Here is an 18293-nt window from a genome sequence, read left to right as displayed (position 1 = left end):
ACCGCAACCTTCAGTGTCGCACTATACGTATGCAGACAGCTGGTTACCCGGCAAAAGCGACGAGATGCAGATTTCCAGGCATGAAACGCAAAAAGCCGCGCCGAACGGCTCTGCGAACCGTGTAGCCAGCATTTGGCTGGCTCTGTTAATATTGTATTAACTTGACATGAAGGAGCAGAGCTATGGCTGGAGTCGGTTTACTTGCACTCCTGGACGACATCGCCACCATCCTCGACGATGTGGCCGCGATGAGCAAGATCGCGGCCAAGAAGACCGCGGGTGTGCTGGGCGACGACCTGGCGCTCAATGCGCAGCAGGTCACCGGCGTGAGGGCCGACCGCGAATTGCCGGTAGTGTGGGCGGTGGCCAAGGGATCGATGATCAACAAGGCGATCCTGGTGCCGGCCGCGCTGGCGATCTCGGTCTTCCTGCCCTGGCTGATCACGCCGCTCCTGATGATCGGCGGCGCCTTCCTGTGCTACGAGGGCTTCGAAAAGATCGCGCACAAATATCTGCACAGTGCGCAGGACGACGCCCAGCACAAGGCGCAGCTCGAGAAGGCCGTGGCCAACCCTGCGATCGACATCGTCCAGCTCGAAAAGGACAAGATCAAGGGCGCGGTGCGCACCGACTTCATCCTGTCGGCCGAGATCATCGTGATTTCGCTGGGCACCGTGGCCGGCGTGGCGCTCGGCCAGCAGGCGGCGGTGCTGGTCACCATCGCGGTGGCGATGACGATCGGCGTCTACGGCCTGGTGGCGGCCATCGTCAAGATGGATGACGCCGGCCTGCACCTGAGCAAGAGCCAGAACGGCGCCGCGCGCGGCCTGGGCAGGGGCTTGCTGGCGACTGCGCCGCGCCTGATGAAAGTGCTGTCGGTAGTCGGCACGGCCGCCATGTTCATGGTCGGCGGCGGCATCATCGCGCACGCGATCGAAGCCGTGCACCATTTCTCGCAAGGCGTCGCCGCCTCGCTCGCCGATACCCCGGCGGTCGGCCCGGTGCTGGCTTTCCTGGCGCCGATCGTGGTCGATGCCCTGGTCGGCGTGCTGGTCGGCGCCGTGGTGCTGGCGGTCGTGACCCTGGTACAGCGCATGCGCGGCAAGAAAGCGGCCGCGCACTGACGTTCTTCCTGGTGCGGGTACCCTACCCGCACCATCGCTCCACTTCAGCGCGGCGGCTGATCCTTCCGCGTCAGGACGGCCCCGATGGCCAGTCCGATCGCAAACCCCACATACACCACGCCCAGCGCATTGCGCGACAGGCGCTTTTCATACCCCGGCTGCAGCGGCCGCGGCGTCAGCTTGTAGTCGGTGAAGGCGGCGAATGCCGACGTTGCCGCCGAGGCGGCGGCGATGGCCATCGGATTCTTGGCGTCCATGACTCCTCCCAAAGCGCGCTCGAACACGAACGACCAGAAGGTCGCGCTGGCATGGTGGATCAGATACCCGGGAACCGTGTAACGCAGCGAGAAGCGGTCGCGGTAGCCCGCTTTACGGCCGTGAACATAGTGGCTGACGGCATTGGTTGGTGCATAAGCGCTGCCGGTCTGGATCTTGCCGACCAGGGACATCGCCACCGTCGACAGGATGCTCGAAGTTGCCCCAGAGATAAGTGCGCGCTGTAATGCCGTATTTTCCATACAATCCTCTTTTACTCGATGTGAAGGGAACAACGGATGCGGATTTTGCTGACGGGGGCGAGCGGTTTCATCGGGCAACATCTGCTGCAGGCGTTGCTCACCGAAGGCCACCACGTCGTGTGTGCGGTACGCTCGCCTGAAGCGGTGCTTCCGACAAGCCATGACCCGCGCCTGAGCACTATCCACGCTGATTTTTCCAAAGATACCGATAAAGCCACCTGGCTGGCGCGCCTGTCGCACGTCGACGCAGTGATCAACACGGTGGGGATCTTCCGCGAAAGCGGGCGCCAGGATTTCGCCCGCCTGCACCGCGACGCGCCGCGCGCGCTGTTCGCGGCCTGCGCCGAATCGCATGACGTGCAGATGGTGATCCAGCTGTCGGCGCTGGGCGCCGACCGCGATGCGGCAACGCCTTACCACCGGTCCAAGCGCGATGCCGACGACTACCTGGCCTCGCTGCCGCTGCGCTCCTACATCGTCCAGCCCTCGCTGGTGTACGGCCGCGACGGCGCCAGCGCCCGCACCTTCCGCACCCTGGCCAGCATGCCGTTCGCCGTGCGCTTCGGCGCAAAGCCCCAGCTGGTGCAGCCGATCCACGTCGACGACCTGGTGTCGGCCATCGTCGGCCTGCTCAAGCACCGCCTGCCGATGATGCCGGGAGCCGGCACCTCGATACGGGTGCCGCTGGTGGGGCCGCAGGCGATGCCGTTCACCGACTATCTCGGCCTGCTGCGCGCGCGCATGGGCATGGGGCGCCAGCGCGTGTTGACCCTGCCGGGGCCGGTGGCGCGGCTGGCGGCCGCCGTCCTGCCCGGTTCGCTCATCAGCCGCGACGCGCTGAGCATGCTGGACCGCGACAACACGGCCGACGTCGTGCAGACGGCGGTGCTGCTCGGGCATCTGCCGCGCTCACCGGACGACTTCATCGGCGACCCGGACGGCGAACGCGCGCGCGCCAAGCTCGGCTGGCTGCTGCCGATGCTCCGCTACAGCATCGCCGCGGTATGGATCCTGACCGCGATCGTCTCCTTCGGCCTGTATCCGGTCGAGGCCAGCTACGCGCTGCTGGCGCGCACCGGCATTCCCCCCGATCTGCAACCGCTGATGCTGTATGGCGCCGCCACCTTCGACCTGCTGCTGGGACTGGGCATCCTGTTCCTGGCGCGGCGGCGCTGGCTATGGCTGGCGCAACTGGCCCTGATCGGTATTTATACGATCGTGATCGCGTTCAAGCTGCCTGAATTCCTGCTGCATCCCTACGGCCCGCTGACCAAGAACCTGCCGATGCTGGCCGCGATCTGGCTGCTGTACCAGCTCGAGGAAAAATAATGGATTACGTGGTGCTGAAGTGGCTGCACATCGTCTCGTCGACGCTGCTGTTTGGCACCGGCATCGGGTCGGCCTGGTACATGCTGTTCGCGACCGTCAGCCGCGACGTGCGCGCGATCGCGGTGGTGACGAAATACGTCGTCGTCGCCGACTGGCTGTTCACCGCCACCACCGTCATCCTGCAGCCGGCCACCGGTTTCTACCTGATCCACCTGGCCGGCTATCCGCTGCACAGCAAGTGGATCATGTGGTCGATCATCCTGTACGTGGTCGCCGTCGCCTGCTGGCTGCCGGTGGTGTGGCTGCAGATCCGCATGCGCGACATGGCGGCAGAGGCGGCGCGGCGCGATACGCCATTGCCGGCGTTGTACTGGCGTTATTTCAGGATCTGGGTGGCCCTGGGCGTGCCGGCGTTCGCGGCGTTCATCGTGATTTTCTGGCTGATGGTGGCCAAGCCGGTGTAGCGGGATGCATCCTTCGTTTCAAAATATGTTTGCGCCATGGCCCACCCGGCCCGGACACCCATGCCAAAGGCGATCAGGCCGGCTACCACGAGGACTGCTTTAAGCACTTTCCAAGTTGCTTGATCATCCATTCTTCCCTCTATAAATTGCAACCAAGATTCCTAATTTATCATCAAAGCCGGTACCCGGACACGAAACTGGCGAGCGTCCCGCCCCCAGGCGCGCGCGTACAATGCCCGTTTACCGATCAACCACAAGGGGATTAGGCATGCGAGCTTATCAAATCATTCACGGGGCGAACATCGACGGCCTCCAGTGCATCGACTACCCGGAGCGCGACCTCGGCCTGGGCGAAGTGCGCATCCGCGTGCATGCGGTCTCGCTCAACTACCGCGACCTGATGGTCGCCGGCGGCAACTACCTGGTCTCGGTCGAGGATCCCATCATCCCGTGCTCGGACGGCGCCGGCGAAGTGCTGGCGGTCGGTCCCGGCGTGACGCGGGTGCAGGTCGGCGACCGCGTGGCCGCTTCGTTCTTCCCGCACTGGCTGGAAGGCGGGCCGACGCCGGAGAAGGTACGTCACGGCCTGGGCGGCGACATCGACGGCATGCTGGCCGAAGAAGTCATCCTGCACGAGGACGCGTTGGCCCTCATCCCGGCCGGCCTGTCCTTCATCGAGGCGTCCACCATGCCGTGCGCCGCCGTCACCGCCTGGAACGCGATCTTCGTCTCCAGCAATCACGTCAAGCCGGGCGATACCGTGCTCCTGCTGGGCACCGGCGGCGTCTCGATCCTCGGCCTGCAACTGGCGCGCGCGGCCGGCCTGCGCACCATCGTCACCTCGTCCAGCGACGACAAGCTGGCCCGGGCGGGCGCGCTGGGCGCCCACCACACGATCAACTACCAGGCGATTCCCGAGTGGCACGACGAAGTGCTGCACCTCACGCACGGCGCCGGCGCCCAGGTGGTGCTGGAAGTGGGCGGCAAGGGGACGGTCAACAAATCGGTCTCGAGCGCTGCAATGGGCGGGAGCGTCGCCATCATCGGCGGCGTCAGCGGCTTCGGCGGCGACGTCAATCCGGCCTCGCTGCTGGCCAGCGCCAAGCGCCTGGTGGGCATCTACGTCGGCAGCCGCGCCATGCTGGAAGACGTGATGCGCTTCGTGGACGTGAGCGGCGTCAAGCCGGTGATCGACCGTGTGTTCCCGTTCGGCCAGGCCCGGGAGGCGTATCGCCACATGGCGTCCGGCGCGCACTTCGGCAAGGTGGTGATCGACGTCACCGACCGCAGCTAGCTTCCCTGGCTCAGCGGCGCAATTTATTTGCGCAGCTTGGGCACCAGCTCGATCTCGAACACCTTGGGCCACAGCTTGCCGGTGACGAACAGGCGCTTGCCCTTGCCGTCCCAGGCGATGCCGTTGAGGACGGCGTCGACTTCGCTGGTGCCGCGCTGGTCCCGCGGCAGCAGGCCGGTGAGGTCGATCACCCCGAGCACCTTGCCGCTGCCGGGATCGATGCGGGCGATGAGTTCGCTGCCCCAGATGTTCGAATACAGCTCGCCGTCGACCATTTCCAGTTCGTTCAGGCGCTCGACCGGACGGCCCTCGGCCGTGACCTGCACCCGGCGCAGCTCCTTCATCGTCTTGGGGTCGAGAATGCGGATGAAGGAACTGCCGTCGCTCATGTACAGCTGCTTCGCATCGCTGGCCAGGCCCCAGCCCTCGCCCTCGTACTTGAAGCTCTGCTTGAGCTTGAAGGTCTTGAGGTCGAACACATAGCCGACCTGCGAGGTCCAGGTCAGGCCGATCAGGTTGTTGCCCACTGCTGTCGACCCTTCGCCAAACACCTCCTTCGGCAAGTCGGCCTTCTGCACCACCTTGCCGGTCTTGAGTTCCACCTTGCGGATCGTCGAGCGGCCATACTGGCCGGTGCTTTCGTACAGGTGGCCATCACGGTAGAACAGGCCTTGCGTGAAGGCCTGGGGATCGTGGGGGTAGGTATTCTTGACGACAAAACCATAGACCGGCAGCGCGGCCTGGGCGGCGCCGGCGCTCACACAGGCGATGGCGCAGGCGACGGCGAAGGTGGAGAACTGTTTGGGCATCGTGGTTGACTGAAAAAGCGGCAACAGACTGTAGCACGATCGCCGCCGGCTCGCCGTCGCCAGCCCATCAGACATACGCCAGCAGGCGTCCGCAGGCGATCACGGCGATCCAGAGCAGCAGCGACAGCACGGCATGCAGCCTGGCCCAGGCCGGCACTGCACCCATCCAGCGGGCCGCCCCGCGCCAGGGGCCGGCATGAAAGGCGAGGGCATTCGCGCCGGCCGCCACGATCAGCGCCAGCTTGAGCAGGAATACGTCGTTACTCAACAGCTCGGGCTGGGTCGAAAACATCAGCAACCCGCTCGGCACGATCAGCAGCAGGCCGAACCAGGACCATGGCAGCAGGTGGCGCGCCAATGCCTGCACCGGCAGGCTGCGGCCGAAGCCGAGCAGGCGCAGGTCGAACATCGCCGCCGCCCCCACCAGCACGGTGAAGCCGACGATGTGGACGATCTCGACGATCGGATACAGCCAGGCATCGTCGCGCAAGACCTGCGCCAGCGGCGTCGCGGCGGCCCAGGCGGCCGCATCCTGGACGAAGTCCGGAACGAAATTCAGCGCAGCTCCGTCACCTTGTCGCCGACGGTGATGCGCTCGGCGCGCAACTCATCGTCCTTGCTGCGGTTGGGATAGCCGTAGACGGTGACCTTGTTGCCGACGGCCAGCATGTTCTTTGCCAGGCCGCGATTTTCCATCCGCCCCGGCGGCGCCAGCACCACGAGCCAGGTCTTGTCGGCCGTCTTCAGGCGCACGAAGCCGTGCGGCTGCTGGTAACCGGATTCTTCGATGGTGCCGGTCAGCTGTTGGGGTTGCTTGGCATCGTATTCGCTCCACCCGTGGTGGGCAAAAGCGCTGGCCGCGGCGGACAGCAGGGTGGCCAGCACGAGTGTGCGCTTGAAAGGCAGATTCATTGGCTTACTCCAGAAGAAGAAATCCGTGACGAATGCAGCATCCCAGCATAACGCCGGGGGCAGACGACAGGCGCACGGCTGCTCTGCGGGAGTGCGCACCGGGGCAGTCGGCGCGGTATGAAACAGTTTGCCATTATCGGTGTTCACCCAGGACGGGGCGATTTCCTGCAGGGTCACCGACGGCGTGCAGTGCTGCAGGCCGTCGTTCTTGCCGCCCCCCCCCGGGCGGCGCGATCGAGCGATCAGATGAAGCTGAAGGTCGCTTCCTGCGTCAGGCGCGATTTCGGCAGGCCGGCGTTGAAATCGCTTTCCGACGAATAGCCGAAGCTCACCAGCACCAGGCTGCTCAAGCCTTTCGCGTTCAGGCCGAACTCCTCGTCCAGGATCTTGCGGTCGAAGCCTTCCATCGGGGTCGCGTTGATCTCGAGCGTGGCTGCGCCGAGCAGCGCGGTGCCCAGCGCCAGATAGACCTGCTTCTCGAGCCACTGCGCCACGTCCTTGTCGCCGAAGCGGTGCTGCTGCACATAGCCGCGGCGTCCCGCATCCTGGCCGGCGCGCGCGGCGGCGTCGCGGAAGCGGCCGTCGCGATGCTCCTGGTCCAGCAGGGCTTCCAGGTGCGCCTCGTCCATGTCGATGCGCGAGCACAGCACGATCACGTGCGACGCATCAAGGATCTTGGGCGCGTTGTAGGCAAAGCCGCCCTGCGCCGCCTTGGCGATGCGCGCACGACCTTCCGGCGTGTTGGCGACGATGAAGTGCCAGGGCTGCGAGTTGACCGACGACGGGCTGCAGCGCAGCAGGTCATACACTTGCTGCATCACTTCTTCAGGGATGCGGCGCTGCGCATCGTAGGCTTTGGCGGTGTGGCGTTTTTGTGCGGCCGACAGAATATTCATGAGTCTCCTTCTGATGATGAATCTGGCAATCTTAAGCGATCTGCGCCTTAGAAGTCTTCGAGGACGATTTTTCCGATCGCGCGGTTGCTCTCGATGAGGGCGTGGGCGCGGCGCAGGTTGGCGGCGTTGATCGTGCCGAAGTGCTGGCCCAGCGTGGTGGTCAGGGAACCGTCCTCGATCATTGCGGCCACCCGGTTCAGGAGCTCGTGCTGGCGCACCATGTCGGGGGTTTGGTACATCGAGCGGGTGAACATCAGCTCCCAGTGCAGCGACAGCGACTTGCTCTTGAGCGGCATCGCGTCGAGCGTGGCCGGATCGTCGATCACCGCCAGCTGGCCCTGCGGCGCCAGCGCCGCGATGATGTCCTGGTAGTGGCGGTCGGTATGGGTCAGGCTGATCACGATGTCGACGTTGGGCAGGCCCAGCTCGGCCAGCTGCGGCTGCATCGGACGGGTATGGTCGACCGTGTGGTGGGCGCCGAGTTTGGTGACCCATTCGCGGGTGGCGTCGCGCGAGGCGCTGCCGATCACGGTCAGCTGGGTGAGCTGGCGCGCGAGCTGGACCAGGATCGAGCCGACGCCGCCGCCGGCGCCGACGATCAGCACCGACTTGCCCTCGCCGCCGCCTTCCGGCACGTGCAGGCGGTCGAACAGGAGTTCCCAGGCCGTGATCGAGGTCAGGGGCAGGGCGGCCGCCTCGGCGAAGCCGAGGTTGCGCGGCTTGCGTCCCACGATGCGTTCGTCGACGACCTGGAACTGGCTGTTCGAGCCGGGACGGATAAGCGAGCCGGCATAGAAGACTTCGTCGCCCGGTGCGAACAGGGTCACGGCGGAGCCGACGGACCGCACCACGCCGGCGGCGTCCCAGCCCAGCACGGGTGGATCCGGCAGGGCGCCGCCCAGGTCGATGGCGCCCTGGCGGATCTTGGTGTCGACCGGATTGACCGACACTGCGCGCACTTCGACCAGCAGATCATGCGGGCCGGGCACCGGCATCGGCAGTTCGGTATCGACCAGGGCCTGCGGGTCATCGATGGGCAGGCCGGGTTGGGTATAGACTGTCGCTTTCATTTTCTTCTCCGAGCATAAAGTGAATCAAATAGTGGCGAAGATTCTAGAGGTGGGGCGGGCCGCGAAACAGTGTCGCGGGAGGGTTACACTTTCACTGTGGCAGAGAAAATGATCCGTCTCAACGACCTATCGCTGTTCGTGCGCGCCGCCGCCCTCGGCAGCTTTTCGCAGGCCGCGCGCGAAGTGAACCTGCTGCCCGGCCAGGCCAGCGCGGCAATCGGGCGGCTCGAACGCCAGCTCGACGTGCGCCTGTTCGCGCGTTCGACGCGCAGCCTGCGCCTGACCGACGAAGGCAAGCGCTACCTGCCCTTCGCCCAGGATGCGCTGCAGGCGCTGCGCGACGGCCATGACGGCATGCGCGGCGAGAATGCGTCCCTGTCCGGCACGCTGCAGGTGGCGGCGCCGTCCGACTTCGGCCGCAACGTGCTGCTGCCATGGATCGCGGAGTTCCGGCGCGCGCACCCGGGCCTGGACATTCAACTGCTGGTGTCGGATCAGGTGGCGGACGTGTTCCGCGATCCGGTCGACATCGCGCTGCGCTATGGTCATATCGACGACGCCAGCTTCATCGCGCTGCCGGTGGCGCCGCACAACCGGCGCGTGCTGATCGGGGCTCCCGCCTACCTCGAACGGCGCGGCCGCCCGCGGGCGCTGGCCGACCTGGTCTCGCACTGCTGCCTGGCCTACCGCCTGCGCGGGCGCATCTATGACCGCTGGTGCTTTCCGCTGCCTGAAGGAGACCAGATGGTGCAGGTCAAGGGCTCGCTGGTCAGCGACGACGCCGACGTGGTGCGGCGCTGGGCCGTCGCGGGCGAAGGCATCGCCTATAAATCCTGGCTCGACGTCTGCGAGGACGTGACGGCGGGAAGACTCGAGGTGGTCTTGCCGGACGTGCCCGGCGAAGCCACCCCGATGAGCCTGGTGTGCCCGCATCGCAAGCAGTTCTCGCCCGCGGTGAAGCTGCTGCATGCGCTCCTGAAGGAACGCTGCGCGCCAATGCTGGAGCGCCTGGACAGCCTTTAGAGTGCGCCGCCCTTGACGACGGCGCCGCCCTGGATCACGACCGTTGGCGCCTCCAGCAAGGTGACGTCCACGAGCGGGTCGCCCTTCACCGCCACCATGTCGGCGTAGCGGCCCGGCTCGACGACGCCGACGTCCTTGCGCGCCAGCGCCTCGGCCGCGTTCACGGTCGCGCTCTGGATCGCCTGCAGCGGCGTCATCCCGTACTGGACCATGACGGCGAACTGCTTGGCGTTGCCGCCGTGCGGGTGCACGCCGGCGTCGGTGCTGAACACCATCTTGACCCCGGCCGCATGGGCCTTCCTGAAATTCTGGCGCTGCAGCTCGGTCACTTCGCGGTCCTTGCGCAGATTATCTTCCAGCACGCCGTTCTTCTTGCCCTCGGCCGCGGTATAGGTGCCGTTGTAGATGTCCATCGCCAGCCAGGCGCCGTGCTTCCTGGCGAGAAGGATGCCTTCGTCGTCGATCAGGCTGGCATGCTCGATCGTGTTGACGCCGGCGCGGATCGCATCCTTGATGCCGGCTGCGCCGTGGGCGTGGGCCGCCACCTGCAGGCCCCACTGGTGCGCTTCCTCCACCGCGGCGCGCATTTCGGCCAGGTTCATCTGCTGCTGGCCCGGCTCGGTGTTACGCGAAAACACGCCGCCGGTGGCGCAGATCTTGATCACCTGGGCGCCGTACTTGCGCAGCTCGCGCACCGACTTGCGCACCTCGTCGGGGCTGTCGGCGTTGTACCGGTTCTTTTCTTCCATCGACGGCGGGAAGTAGGTGCTGTCGCAATGGCCGCCGGTGGCCCCGAACGACCAGGCGGCCGGGACGATGCGCGGGCCGCGCACCTTGCCGGCGGCGATGGCCTGGCCCAGGCCGACGTCGTTCCAGTCCGAGGCGCCCAGGTTGCGCACCGTGGTAAAGCCGGCGTCGAGCGTCTTGCCGGCATGGGCCACGGCCAGCGCCGACCAGAAGCGGTCGTTGTATTCGAGGCCCTTGTAGCCGCCATAGGTTGGATCGGCATCGAGATGCACATGCATGTCGATCAGGCCGGGCAGCAGGGTCATGCCGGGCAGGGCGATGCGGGTCGCGTCGCTGGCCGGCGGCGAGGCGGCATCGGGCTTGAGGCTGACGACCTTCCCGTCGCGCACCAGGATCTCGGGGTTCTGGATCATGCGGCCGCTCTTTACGTCGAGCAGGCGGTCGGCGCTGATGATTACATCCGCGGCATGGGCAGAAGACCAGCCGGCGGCGGCCAGGCACAGGGATACGACGTTCAGGGTCAAGCGGTTCAAGCAGCCTCCGGGCAATGGATGGGTAAATAGCAACTTTACACCGGACAACATCTTACCCATCCATTTTTTTTGCTTAGCTGTCTATCAGCAGCAACGCCGCCAGCACCAGCATCATCGCGCCGCTCAAGGCCTCGAACACGCGCCACACGCCAGGGCGCGCCAGCACTGGCGCGAAGCGCCGGGCGCCGACGCCGATCGCCGTGAACCACAGGATCGAGGCCGTGATGGCGCCCAGCGCGAAGGAACTGCGCTCTTCCAGCGCCAGGCTGCTGCCGACGGCGCCCAGCAGCACCACGGTGTCGAGATAGACGTGCGGGTTGAGCAGCGACAGCGCCAGCACGGTCGCCAGCGCCGCGCCGAGGGTCTGGGCCTGCGCCGACGGCTCGGCCGCCAGCGCAGCGCCGCCGCGCAGGCTGCTGTTCCAGCAGAAGAGGCCATACCAGAGCAGGAAGGCGGCGCCGCCATAGCGCGCCACCGACGTCAGGAGCGGCGAGGCCTCGATCAGCGCGCCCAGGCCGGCGGTGCCGGCGGCGATCAGGATCACGTCGACCACGATGCAGGTGAGCACCGTCGGCAGCACGTGGCGGCCGCGCACCGCCGTGCGCAGCACATGGGCGTTCTGGGCGCCGATTCCCATGATGAGGCCGGCGCCCAGGCCCAGGCCCTGCAGATACACCTGATGCGAGAACATGGCCGCCTCCTTGCGCTTTGCTGGTAAAGCGCCACTATCCCAGTGCGGCGGAGCTACTTCAATTATATTCATGATTATTCACGCTACTTAAGAGAATCTAATCCATGACGATCGATCCCCGCCGCAGCGCAGCCTTCCTGGCCGCCATCGATTGCGGCAGCCTGGAAGGCGCCGCCGCCCAGCTCAAGGTGACGCCGTCGGCGATCTCGCAACGCATCGCGGCGCTCGAGCAGGAGCTGGGCACGCCGCTGCTGGTGCGCAGCCGTCCCTGCCGCCCGACCGCGCCCGGCACGCGGCTGCTGCAGTATTTGCGCCGCTCGACCCTGCTCGAATCGGAATTCCTGGCGGAGATGGAGATCGATTCCGGCCCGACGCGGGTCGCGCTGGCGGTCAACAACGACACCCTCGCCACCTGGCTGCTGCCGGTGCTGGCGCCGATCCTCGATGCCGAAGGGCTGCTGGTCGAATTCGTCCTCGACAACCAGGGCCATACCTTCGCGCTGCTGGAAGCCGGCCAGGCGGTGGCCTGCATCTCGGGCGAGACCGAGCCGATGCGCGGCTGCCGCGCCAGCGCGCTCGGTGTGATGCGCTACCGGATGGTGGCCTCGCCCGCGTTCGCGCGGCGCTGGTTCCCGGATGGGATGACGCGCGAGACGGCCCAGCGCGCGCCGCTGGTGGTGTTCGACCGCAAGGATGCGATGCAGTCTTCGTTCCTGCTCACCCACTTCGGCCTGCCGGACGGCGCCTATCCGTTTCACTACGTGCCGGCCAGCGATCCCTTCGTGCACGCGGTGCGGCATGGCATGGGCTACGGCATGCTGCCGCAGGAGCAGTGCGGCGCCCTCCTGGAAACAGGCGAACTGGTCGACCTGGCCCCGGCCTTGTACCACGACGTGCCGCTGTACTGGCACGCCTGGCGCATTCAGCCGCCGCGGCTGGAGCGCATGGGCGCGGCGCTGGTGAAGGCGGCGCGCGGCGTGCTGCTGCCGCTCGCCTGAACGACCGGCCACCACTGCGCCACGCCCCACAGCAGCTCGGGGATCAGGAACAGCCACAGCACCGGCAGATCCGCCTCGAGCATCGCCCAGCCGATCCAGAACGCGAACAGCAGCCGTCCGAGGCCGTCGAAGCGGCCCAGGCGCAGGCTGGGTTCCTTCAGGCGCACGGCGCACCACAGCAGCACCAGCGTGCCGAGGAGCGTGGACAGCAACAGGTGCAGCGGCGCGAACGGCGGCAGCGGCGCGCCGCCCAGCCACACGTTCAGCGCCGACAGCTGCCCGAGCAGCAGGGCGAAGGTCCAGGGGGTGGCGAAGGGCAGGATCTGCACGACGTCGTAGGCGGCGCTGGCGCGCGCGAGGCGCAGGTAGGCCGATAGTGGCAGGACAGGCATGGAAGGCTCCCGGTTGGATGCTCCGGTCGATGCTGACACGGGCCGGACTGGCCCATCTTGCGCCCCATAAAGGGAAGGGCCGGCTGCTCGCGCAACCGGCCCGTTCGCGCCTTGCCGACGTGAGATTACGAACCGATGCGGCCGCCGTCGTTCCTGGTGATGACCAGTGTCGCCGAACGTGGACGCTTGCCGGCGCCGTAGCCCGCGTTCGCCGGCCACTGGCTGGTGTACTTGCCCGCGTCGCCGATGTGCGCAGCGGCCGTGTTCTCGCCCGGATGCTGGATGTTGACGAACAGCGCCTTGCCGTCCGGGGTCTCGGTGATGCCGGTCAGTTCGCAGCCGACCGGGCCGACCAGGAAGCGCTTGAGCGTGTCGGCGCTGGCGGCCTTGCCCACGAAGGTGTCGACGCTCAGGGTCGAGCCGTCGGTCTTCGGATAGCTCAGGGTGACCTTCTTGCCGTCGCCCACCTTGCCCGGCAGGCCGGCCACCATCATGCAGTTGGTGACGTCGGTGTAGGCGCCGTCGTCGGTCTGGAACCAGCAGATGCCGGTTGCATTGCTGAAGGCCAGGCCGTCCGGGCTCGAGAAGTCCTGGTCGTTGGTGAGACCGGACAGGTTGATGCGGGCGGCGTCGGCGGCGGCTTCGGCGCCGAACAGGTAAACGTCCCAGGCGAAGCCGGTGGCGGTCGAACCGGCGGCGTCTTCACGCACGCGGATGATGTGGCCGTTCGAGTTGCCCAGCTGTGAGGCTGAACCCTTCATGTCGGTGTACGAACGCGGGTTGGCCGCGTCCGGCGCCATCTGGCTCGCGCTGCCCGGCTCGACGCGGCGGTTGCTGTTGTTGGTCAGCGTGTAGTAGATCTCGCCGTTGGCCGGGTTTACCGCGCACCATTCCGGACGGTCCATCCGGGTTGCGCCGACGGCGTCGGCGGCCAGGCGCGCGTTGACCAGCACGTCGGCCTGGTCGGCGAACTGGTAGGCCGCGTAGTTGGCGATGACGGCGTTGGCGATGGTCAGCTCGATCCACTGGCCCTTGCCGTCGGCGCTGAACTTCGCGACGTACAGCTTGCCGCTGTCGAGGTATTTGTCGCCGCTGGCGATGCGGTCGGCGGCGACGGCGTCGGCCGGGTTCCACGGTGCGGTGGAGACGAATTTATAGATGTATTCGCCGCGCGAATCGTCGCCCATGTACACGGCCAGCGGCTTGCCGGCTTCCAGGCGGCCGAACGCGGCGCTTTCGTGGGCGAAGCGGCCCAGCGCGGTGCGCTTCTTGATCGCGCGCGTCTTGTCGTAGGCGTCCATCTCGACGATGTAGCCTTCGCCGTTCAGTTCATTGCGGTAGTCGTCGCTGCCGTCAAGCGACGTGCCCTTCTTGCTGATGTCCCAGCGCTGGTACTTGTCGTCCACGCCGCCGGTTTCCCAGCCATGGCGCGAGGCCGCGCCCTGCGCCAGGCCGTAGCGGTTGAGCGAAGCGACGCTCTTGTCGCCGCGCGCGGCATTGTCGGCGCTTGACCGGGTGAAGTAGCCGGCCCAGTTTTCCTCGCCCGACAGATAGGTGTTCCATGGGGTGCGGCCGGTGCCGCAGTTGTTGAGGGTGCCGCGGAATCGGGTGCCGTCCGGCGAATACCTGGTCTTGACCAGGGCGTTGCCGCGCACCGGACCCGAGATCTGGACTTCGGTCTGCTGGTGCACGCGGCGGTTGAAGGTCGATCCCTTCAGGTATTCCCACTTGCCGTTGTTGCTGCGTACTTCGACAACCGACAGACCGTGCAGCGCCATTTCCTTGTCCACTTCCGCGCCTGGCCTGGGCAGCGCATTGGTGCCGCCGTTGTCATGCACGAAGAATGACGCCAGGCCTTCGTTGGTGGTGGCCTCGTGGTTCATCGCCAGCAGGCCGCGGGTGGCGCCGGTGGTCGAGACGCCGCCGGTGTCGGACAGCGAGAAGAACTCCATGCCGTCGTGGTGGTCGCCCGCACGGTTTTCGAAATCCAGGTCGGTGCCGTCGTTCTTGTAGGCCGGGGTGCTGCCGGTGAGCGGATCGCCCAGCGCATACAGGACGGTGGCGGTATAGCCGGCCGGGACCACGACGGCGTCGGCCAGGCTCTTGCCCACGGCGGTGAAGCCGAGCAGTTTTTCGACCGGCGCCGGCGGCGGCGTGGCGCCGGTCGGCGGCGCAGCGACGGGATCGTCGTTGGAACCGCCGCAGGCGGTCAGGCCGAAGCTGCCGAGCAGGGCGGTCGCGGCCGTCGCAGCGCCGCCGCGCAGCATGTTGCGGCGGCTCAGGCGGGTCTGGAGAATGGTGCTGAAGTGTTCGTTCGACGAAACGTTCGAATCGATGTCATCGTGGTCGACAGGCATGCGGGCGAAATCGGTCGGCTTGTTCACGGAAGTGGATCCTGTTGTCTGTTGTGGGAAAGGAAAGCCACTGCATGGTAGTCAGGCAGCATGACGTCTCTGTGACGGTTTGATCACAGTTTGATGACACTGCGGCGGCTTGCCTGTGCGTTTTTCGGCGGCGCCTTCAAGATTTGCGCGTCATTCACCGGACGCGGCCACCCAGGCCCTGGCTGCTGTGGTATAGATGACGTTTTACCGGGACCAGACAGATGCAGGAACAGCGCGCCACCATGCAGCAGCAGGACACGATCACCCTGGGATGGGCGCTCTTCGAAGCGATTCCCGACTGCGTGCATCTGCTCGACATGGACGGCATGGTGGTGGCGATCAACCGCAACGGCCTGCGCTCGATGGAGATCGACGACGCCGAGGCGGTGCGCGGCACGCCGTGGACGGCATCCTGGCCGCCGTCGTCGCGCGCGGCCATCGACGCGGCCCTGGATGCGGCGCGCGCCGGCGGCGCCGGGCATTTCCGCGCCGCCGGGCCGGCCGCGCGCGGCGCGCCCAGGTGGTGGGACGTGATCGTCACCCGCACCGCCGCGACCGGCGGCCAGCAGGCGCGCCTGCTGGCGATCGCGCGCGACATCACCGAGCAGGTGCGGCTTGATGCCGAACGCAAGCAAGCCGAGCGCGCGCTGCACGCCAGCCGCGAGCGCTTCGAGAAGATCGTCAGCCAGGCCGCCACCGGCGTGGTGCAGCTGGACACTGCGGGCCGCATCGTGCTGGCCAACCAGAAGTTTTGCGCGATGGTGGGGCGCAGCGAGGCCGAGCTGCTCGGCATGAGCGTGATCGAGGTCACCGCGCCGCAGTCGCGCGCCCAGACCCAGTCCGCGCTCGAGCGCCTGGCGGCCGGCGCCGCCGGCTTGGCGCTCGACAAGTGTTACCTGCACAAGGACGGCTCGCTGGTCTCGTCCACCAGCAGCGTCAATGCGCTGCGCGGGCCCGACGGCGAGTTCGAGGGCCTGGTCGCGATCGTGCTCGACACCACCGGGAGCAGGCAGGTCCAGGAGCAGCTGCGCGCCAGCGAGGAACGCTATCGCACCCTGTTCGAGTCGGTCGACCAGGGCTTCTGCATCTTCGAGATGATCTTCGACGCGGCCGGCAAGGCGGTCGACTACCGCTTCCTCGAGATGAACCCGATGTTCGAGCGCCACACCGGCCTGACGAATGCGGCCGGCCGCACCGCGCGCGAGCTGATCCCCGGCCTGGACGAGTTCTGGTTCGAGACCTATGGGAGGGTGGCGCTGACCGGCATCCCGGCGCGCTTCGAGAACGAGGCGCCGGCCATGGGCCGCTGGTTCGACGTGTATGTCAACCGCATCGGCGGCCCGGACAGCCGCAAGGTGGCGCTGCTGTTTTCCGACGTCTCGGCGCGCAAGCGCTCCGAGGAAGAGCTGCGCCGGCTGGCCGACGACCTGGCCGAGGCCGACCGCCGCAAGACCGAGTTCCTGGCCACGCTGGCGCACGAGCTGCGCAACCCCCTGGCGCCGATCCGCAACGGCCTGTCGGTGATGCGCCTGGGCGGCGACAAGCCGGCGGCGGTCGGCAAGGTCAGGGAGATGATGGAACGCCAGGTTGGCCACATGGTGCACCTGATCGACGACCTGCTCGACGTGGCCCGCATCAGCGGCGGCAAGCTCGAACTCAAGCGCCAGCGCGCCGACCTGCACGCGATCCTGGCCAGCGCGGTCGAGACCAGCCTGCCGCTGATCGAGGCCGGCCAGCACGCGTTCGAGGTGGACGTGCCCGACGTGCCGCTGCCGGTGTTCGCCGACGCCACCCGCATCGCCCAGGTGGTGGCCAACCTGCTCAACAACGCCGCCAAGTACACGCCGGCGCTCGGGCAACTCCGGCTGGCGGTGCGGCGCGATGGGCGCGATGCAGTCATCGCCGTCAGCGACACCGGCGTCGGGATCGCCGCCGACGCCCTGGCCGGCGTGTTCGACATGTTCAGCCAGATCGGCCGCACCGTCGACCGCTCGCAGGGCGGGCTGGGCATCGGCCTGTCGCTGGTGCGGCGCCTGGTCGAGATGCACGGAGGCAGCGTGGTGGCCGCGAGCGGCGGCGCGAATGCCGGCAGCGTGTTCACGGTGCGCCTGCCGCTGGCCGAGCCGTCCGACGACCGGGACGCCCACGCGCCGGGCGCGAGCGAGCCGGCCCGCGACGGCGGCGCCGGTCTGAAAGTGCTGGTGGTGGACGACAACGTCGATGCCGCCCTGACGCTGTCGATGATCCTGGAAGCGTCGGGCCACGTCACCCGGGTGACGCACGACGGCCACGGGGCGCTGGAGGCGGCGCGCGACTTTCGCCCGCACGTCGCCTTCCTCGACATCGGCATGCCGGGCATGAGCGGCTACGACACGGCGCGCGCGATGCGCGCCCTGGAGGAGCTGGATGGAATCGTGCTGGTGGCCCTGACCGGCTGGGGCGCCGAGAGCGACCGCCGGCGCTCGAGCGAGGCCGGCTTCGACCACCATCTCACCAAGCCGGTGCAGCTGGCGGTGGTGGTGGAGTTGCTGGCAGGGTTGGCGGCTGCGCCGCCGACGCGGTGATTGTTGTCGGCGCCGATACCTTGCCGGATGATTTTGCTGCCAACCATCACCGCGTCGGCAGCGAAGCTGCCGACCCTACGTCCTTCTCAGTTCATCTTCCAGGTCGCCGATCAGCTGGACCACGCTCGGCGTGATGCCCTTGTCGCCCGGGGTATAGAACACGCCCGGCAAGACCCGGTCTTCCTCCAGCTGCGGCAGCAGTTCGTCGATCAGCTCCTCGAGCGAGAACGCCTGGGCGTCATAACCGTCCCATTCGTATTCGGCGCACAGGCTGGCGTAGTCGCTCGCCGGCCACATCGGAAACACCAGGGTGCCGTCGTCGGTCTTGGCCAGGGCCCAGCCGTCCTGGTACAGCCCCCACACCTCGCGCGCGTCGGCGACGCGCTTGATGAAGTACTCGTAGCGTTCCGGCCCCGGCAGCGTGACCACGGCGGCCAGCTGCTGGCCGCCCAGCTTGATCGCCGAGATGATACGTTCGCTCATCACCATTCCCGTTCATTGAGGCGCAAAGCCTGACGGCATCAGGATACGCCATCGGGAGCCGG

At 67.1% G+C, this 18293-nt stretch carries 18 protein-coding genes; 7 read left to right on the top strand and 11 right to left on the bottom strand.

Annotated elements, in window-relative coordinates; translation table 11 throughout:
- Window positions 1–182: 182 nt before the first annotated feature.
- Window positions 183–1124, top strand: coding sequence for a DUF808 domain-containing protein (locus tag ACZ9AQ_RS02435; protein ID WP_429200995.1), 942 nt, complete (start codon window positions 183–185; stop codon window positions 1122–1124).
- 44 nt (window positions 1125–1168) lie between these two features.
- Here ACZ9AQ_RS02435 and ACZ9AQ_RS02430 read toward each other — a convergent pair whose 3' ends face one another.
- The gene (locus tag ACZ9AQ_RS02430; protein WP_429200996.1) at window positions 1169–1642 is read right to left on the bottom strand and encodes a hypothetical protein; all 474 of its coding nucleotides are present in this window, start codon (window positions 1640–1642) and stop codon (window positions 1169–1171) included.
- Between the two features lie 36 nt (window positions 1643–1678).
- Here ACZ9AQ_RS02430 and ACZ9AQ_RS02425 point away from each other — a divergent pair, with 36 nt between their 5' ends.
- The 3 genes from ACZ9AQ_RS02425 (at window position 1679) to ACZ9AQ_RS02415 (ending at window position 4729) form a co-directional block, all read left to right on the top strand.
- Complete coding sequence (locus tag ACZ9AQ_RS02425) at window positions 1679–2971, top strand: SDR family oxidoreductase (protein ID WP_429200998.1); 1293 nt, start codon at window positions 1679–1681, stop codon at window positions 2969–2971.
- Window positions 2971–3435, top strand: a complete 465-nt coding sequence (locus ACZ9AQ_RS02420; RefSeq protein WP_429201000.1) for a DUF2269 family protein — start codon at window positions 2971–2973, stop codon at window positions 3433–3435. The genes ACZ9AQ_RS02425 and ACZ9AQ_RS02420 overlap by 1 nt, the downstream gene beginning before the upstream one ends.
- A 268-nt stretch (window positions 3436–3703) precedes the next feature.
- Window positions 3704–4729 (top strand): zinc-dependent alcohol dehydrogenase family protein, encoded by a 1026-nt coding sequence (locus tag ACZ9AQ_RS02415; protein WP_429201002.1) that lies wholly within the window; start codon window positions 3704–3706, stop codon window positions 4727–4729.
- Between the two features lie 23 nt (window positions 4730–4752).
- Here the strand turns inward: ACZ9AQ_RS02415 and ACZ9AQ_RS02410 are convergent, their stop codons facing one another.
- The 5 genes from ACZ9AQ_RS02410 to ACZ9AQ_RS02390 all read right to left on the bottom strand — a co-directional run bounded on the left by ACZ9AQ_RS02410 (window position 4753) and on the right by ACZ9AQ_RS02390 (window position 8416).
- Window positions 4753–5538: a glutaminyl-peptide cyclotransferase gene (locus tag ACZ9AQ_RS02410; RefSeq protein ID WP_429201004.1), complete on the bottom strand. Its 786-nt coding sequence runs from the start codon at window positions 5536–5538 to the stop codon at window positions 4753–4755.
- A gap of 67 nt (window positions 5539–5605) precedes the next feature.
- Window positions 5606–6028 (bottom strand): DUF6644 family protein, encoded by a 423-nt coding sequence (locus tag ACZ9AQ_RS02405; RefSeq protein WP_429201006.1) that lies wholly within the window; start codon window positions 6026–6028, stop codon window positions 5606–5608.
- A 65-nt stretch (window positions 6029–6093) separates the two neighbouring features.
- The gene (locus tag ACZ9AQ_RS02400) at window positions 6094–6450 is read right to left on the bottom strand and encodes a DUF6152 family protein (RefSeq protein ID WP_429201007.1); all 357 of its coding nucleotides are present in this window, start codon (window positions 6448–6450) and stop codon (window positions 6094–6096) included.
- A 242-nt stretch (window positions 6451–6692) separates the two neighbouring features.
- A complete protein-coding gene (gene nfsB / locus ACZ9AQ_RS02395; RefSeq protein ID WP_429201009.1) occupies window positions 6693–7346 on the bottom strand; it encodes an oxygen-insensitive NAD(P)H nitroreductase in 654 nt (217 codons plus the stop codon).
- A 47-nt stretch (window positions 7347–7393) separates the two neighbouring features.
- Window positions 7394–8416, bottom strand: coding sequence for a zinc-binding alcohol dehydrogenase family protein (locus ACZ9AQ_RS02390; RefSeq protein ID WP_429201011.1), 1023 nt, complete (start codon window positions 8414–8416; stop codon window positions 7394–7396).
- A gap of 108 nt (window positions 8417–8524) precedes the next feature.
- Between ACZ9AQ_RS02390 and ACZ9AQ_RS02385 the strand changes: the two genes are divergently transcribed.
- Window positions 8525–9439, top strand: a complete 915-nt coding sequence (locus ACZ9AQ_RS02385) for a LysR family transcriptional regulator (protein ID WP_429201013.1) — start codon at window positions 8525–8527, stop codon at window positions 9437–9439.
- On the opposite strand, the gene ACZ9AQ_RS02380 is transcribed toward ACZ9AQ_RS02385, so the two are convergent.
- A complete protein-coding gene (locus ACZ9AQ_RS02380; protein ID WP_429201015.1) occupies window positions 9436–10719 on the bottom strand; it encodes a Xaa-Pro dipeptidase in 1284 nt (427 codons plus the stop codon). The genes ACZ9AQ_RS02385 and ACZ9AQ_RS02380 overlap by 4 nt on opposite strands.
- Window positions 10720–10792: 73 nt before the next feature.
- The gene (locus ACZ9AQ_RS02375; RefSeq protein WP_429201017.1) at window positions 10793–11410 is read right to left on the bottom strand and encodes a LysE/ArgO family amino acid transporter; all 618 of its coding nucleotides are present in this window, start codon (window positions 11408–11410) and stop codon (window positions 10793–10795) included.
- A 104-nt stretch (window positions 11411–11514) separates the two neighbouring features.
- Here ACZ9AQ_RS02375 and ACZ9AQ_RS02370 point away from each other — a divergent pair, with 104 nt between their 5' ends.
- A complete protein-coding gene (locus ACZ9AQ_RS02370; protein ID WP_429201019.1) occupies window positions 11515–12408 on the top strand; it encodes a LysR family transcriptional regulator ArgP in 894 nt (297 codons plus the stop codon).
- On the opposite strand, the gene ACZ9AQ_RS02365 is transcribed toward ACZ9AQ_RS02370, so the two are convergent.
- Together ACZ9AQ_RS02365 and ACZ9AQ_RS02360 are read right to left on the bottom strand one after the other, a co-directional pair.
- Window positions 12333–12800 (bottom strand): hypothetical protein, encoded by a 468-nt coding sequence (locus ACZ9AQ_RS02365; RefSeq protein WP_429201020.1) that lies wholly within the window; start codon window positions 12798–12800, stop codon window positions 12333–12335. The two genes, ACZ9AQ_RS02370 and ACZ9AQ_RS02365, sit on opposite strands and share 76 nt — an antisense overlap.
- 125 nt (window positions 12801–12925) lie before the next feature.
- Complete coding sequence (locus ACZ9AQ_RS02360) at window positions 12926–15184, bottom strand: PhoX family protein (RefSeq protein WP_429201022.1); 2259 nt, start codon at window positions 15182–15184, stop codon at window positions 12926–12928.
- Between the two features lie 221 nt (window positions 15185–15405).
- Between ACZ9AQ_RS02360 and ACZ9AQ_RS02355 the strand changes: the two genes are divergently transcribed.
- Complete coding sequence (locus tag ACZ9AQ_RS02355) at window positions 15406–17748, top strand: PAS domain-containing hybrid sensor histidine kinase/response regulator (RefSeq protein WP_429201024.1); 2343 nt, start codon at window positions 15406–15408, stop codon at window positions 17746–17748.
- A 75-nt stretch (window positions 17749–17823) separates the two neighbouring features.
- Here ACZ9AQ_RS02355 and ACZ9AQ_RS02350 read toward each other — a convergent pair whose 3' ends face one another.
- On the bottom strand, window positions 17824–18231 hold the full coding sequence (locus tag ACZ9AQ_RS02350; RefSeq protein ID WP_005664212.1) for a DUF2750 domain-containing protein: 408 nt from the start codon (window positions 18229–18231) through the stop codon (window positions 17824–17826).
- Window positions 18232–18293 lie beyond the last annotated feature (62 nt).

It is taken from the genome of Massilia sp. UYP34 (assembly GCF_056279385.1).
This window is presented reverse-complemented; position numbering and strand designations above follow the sequence as displayed.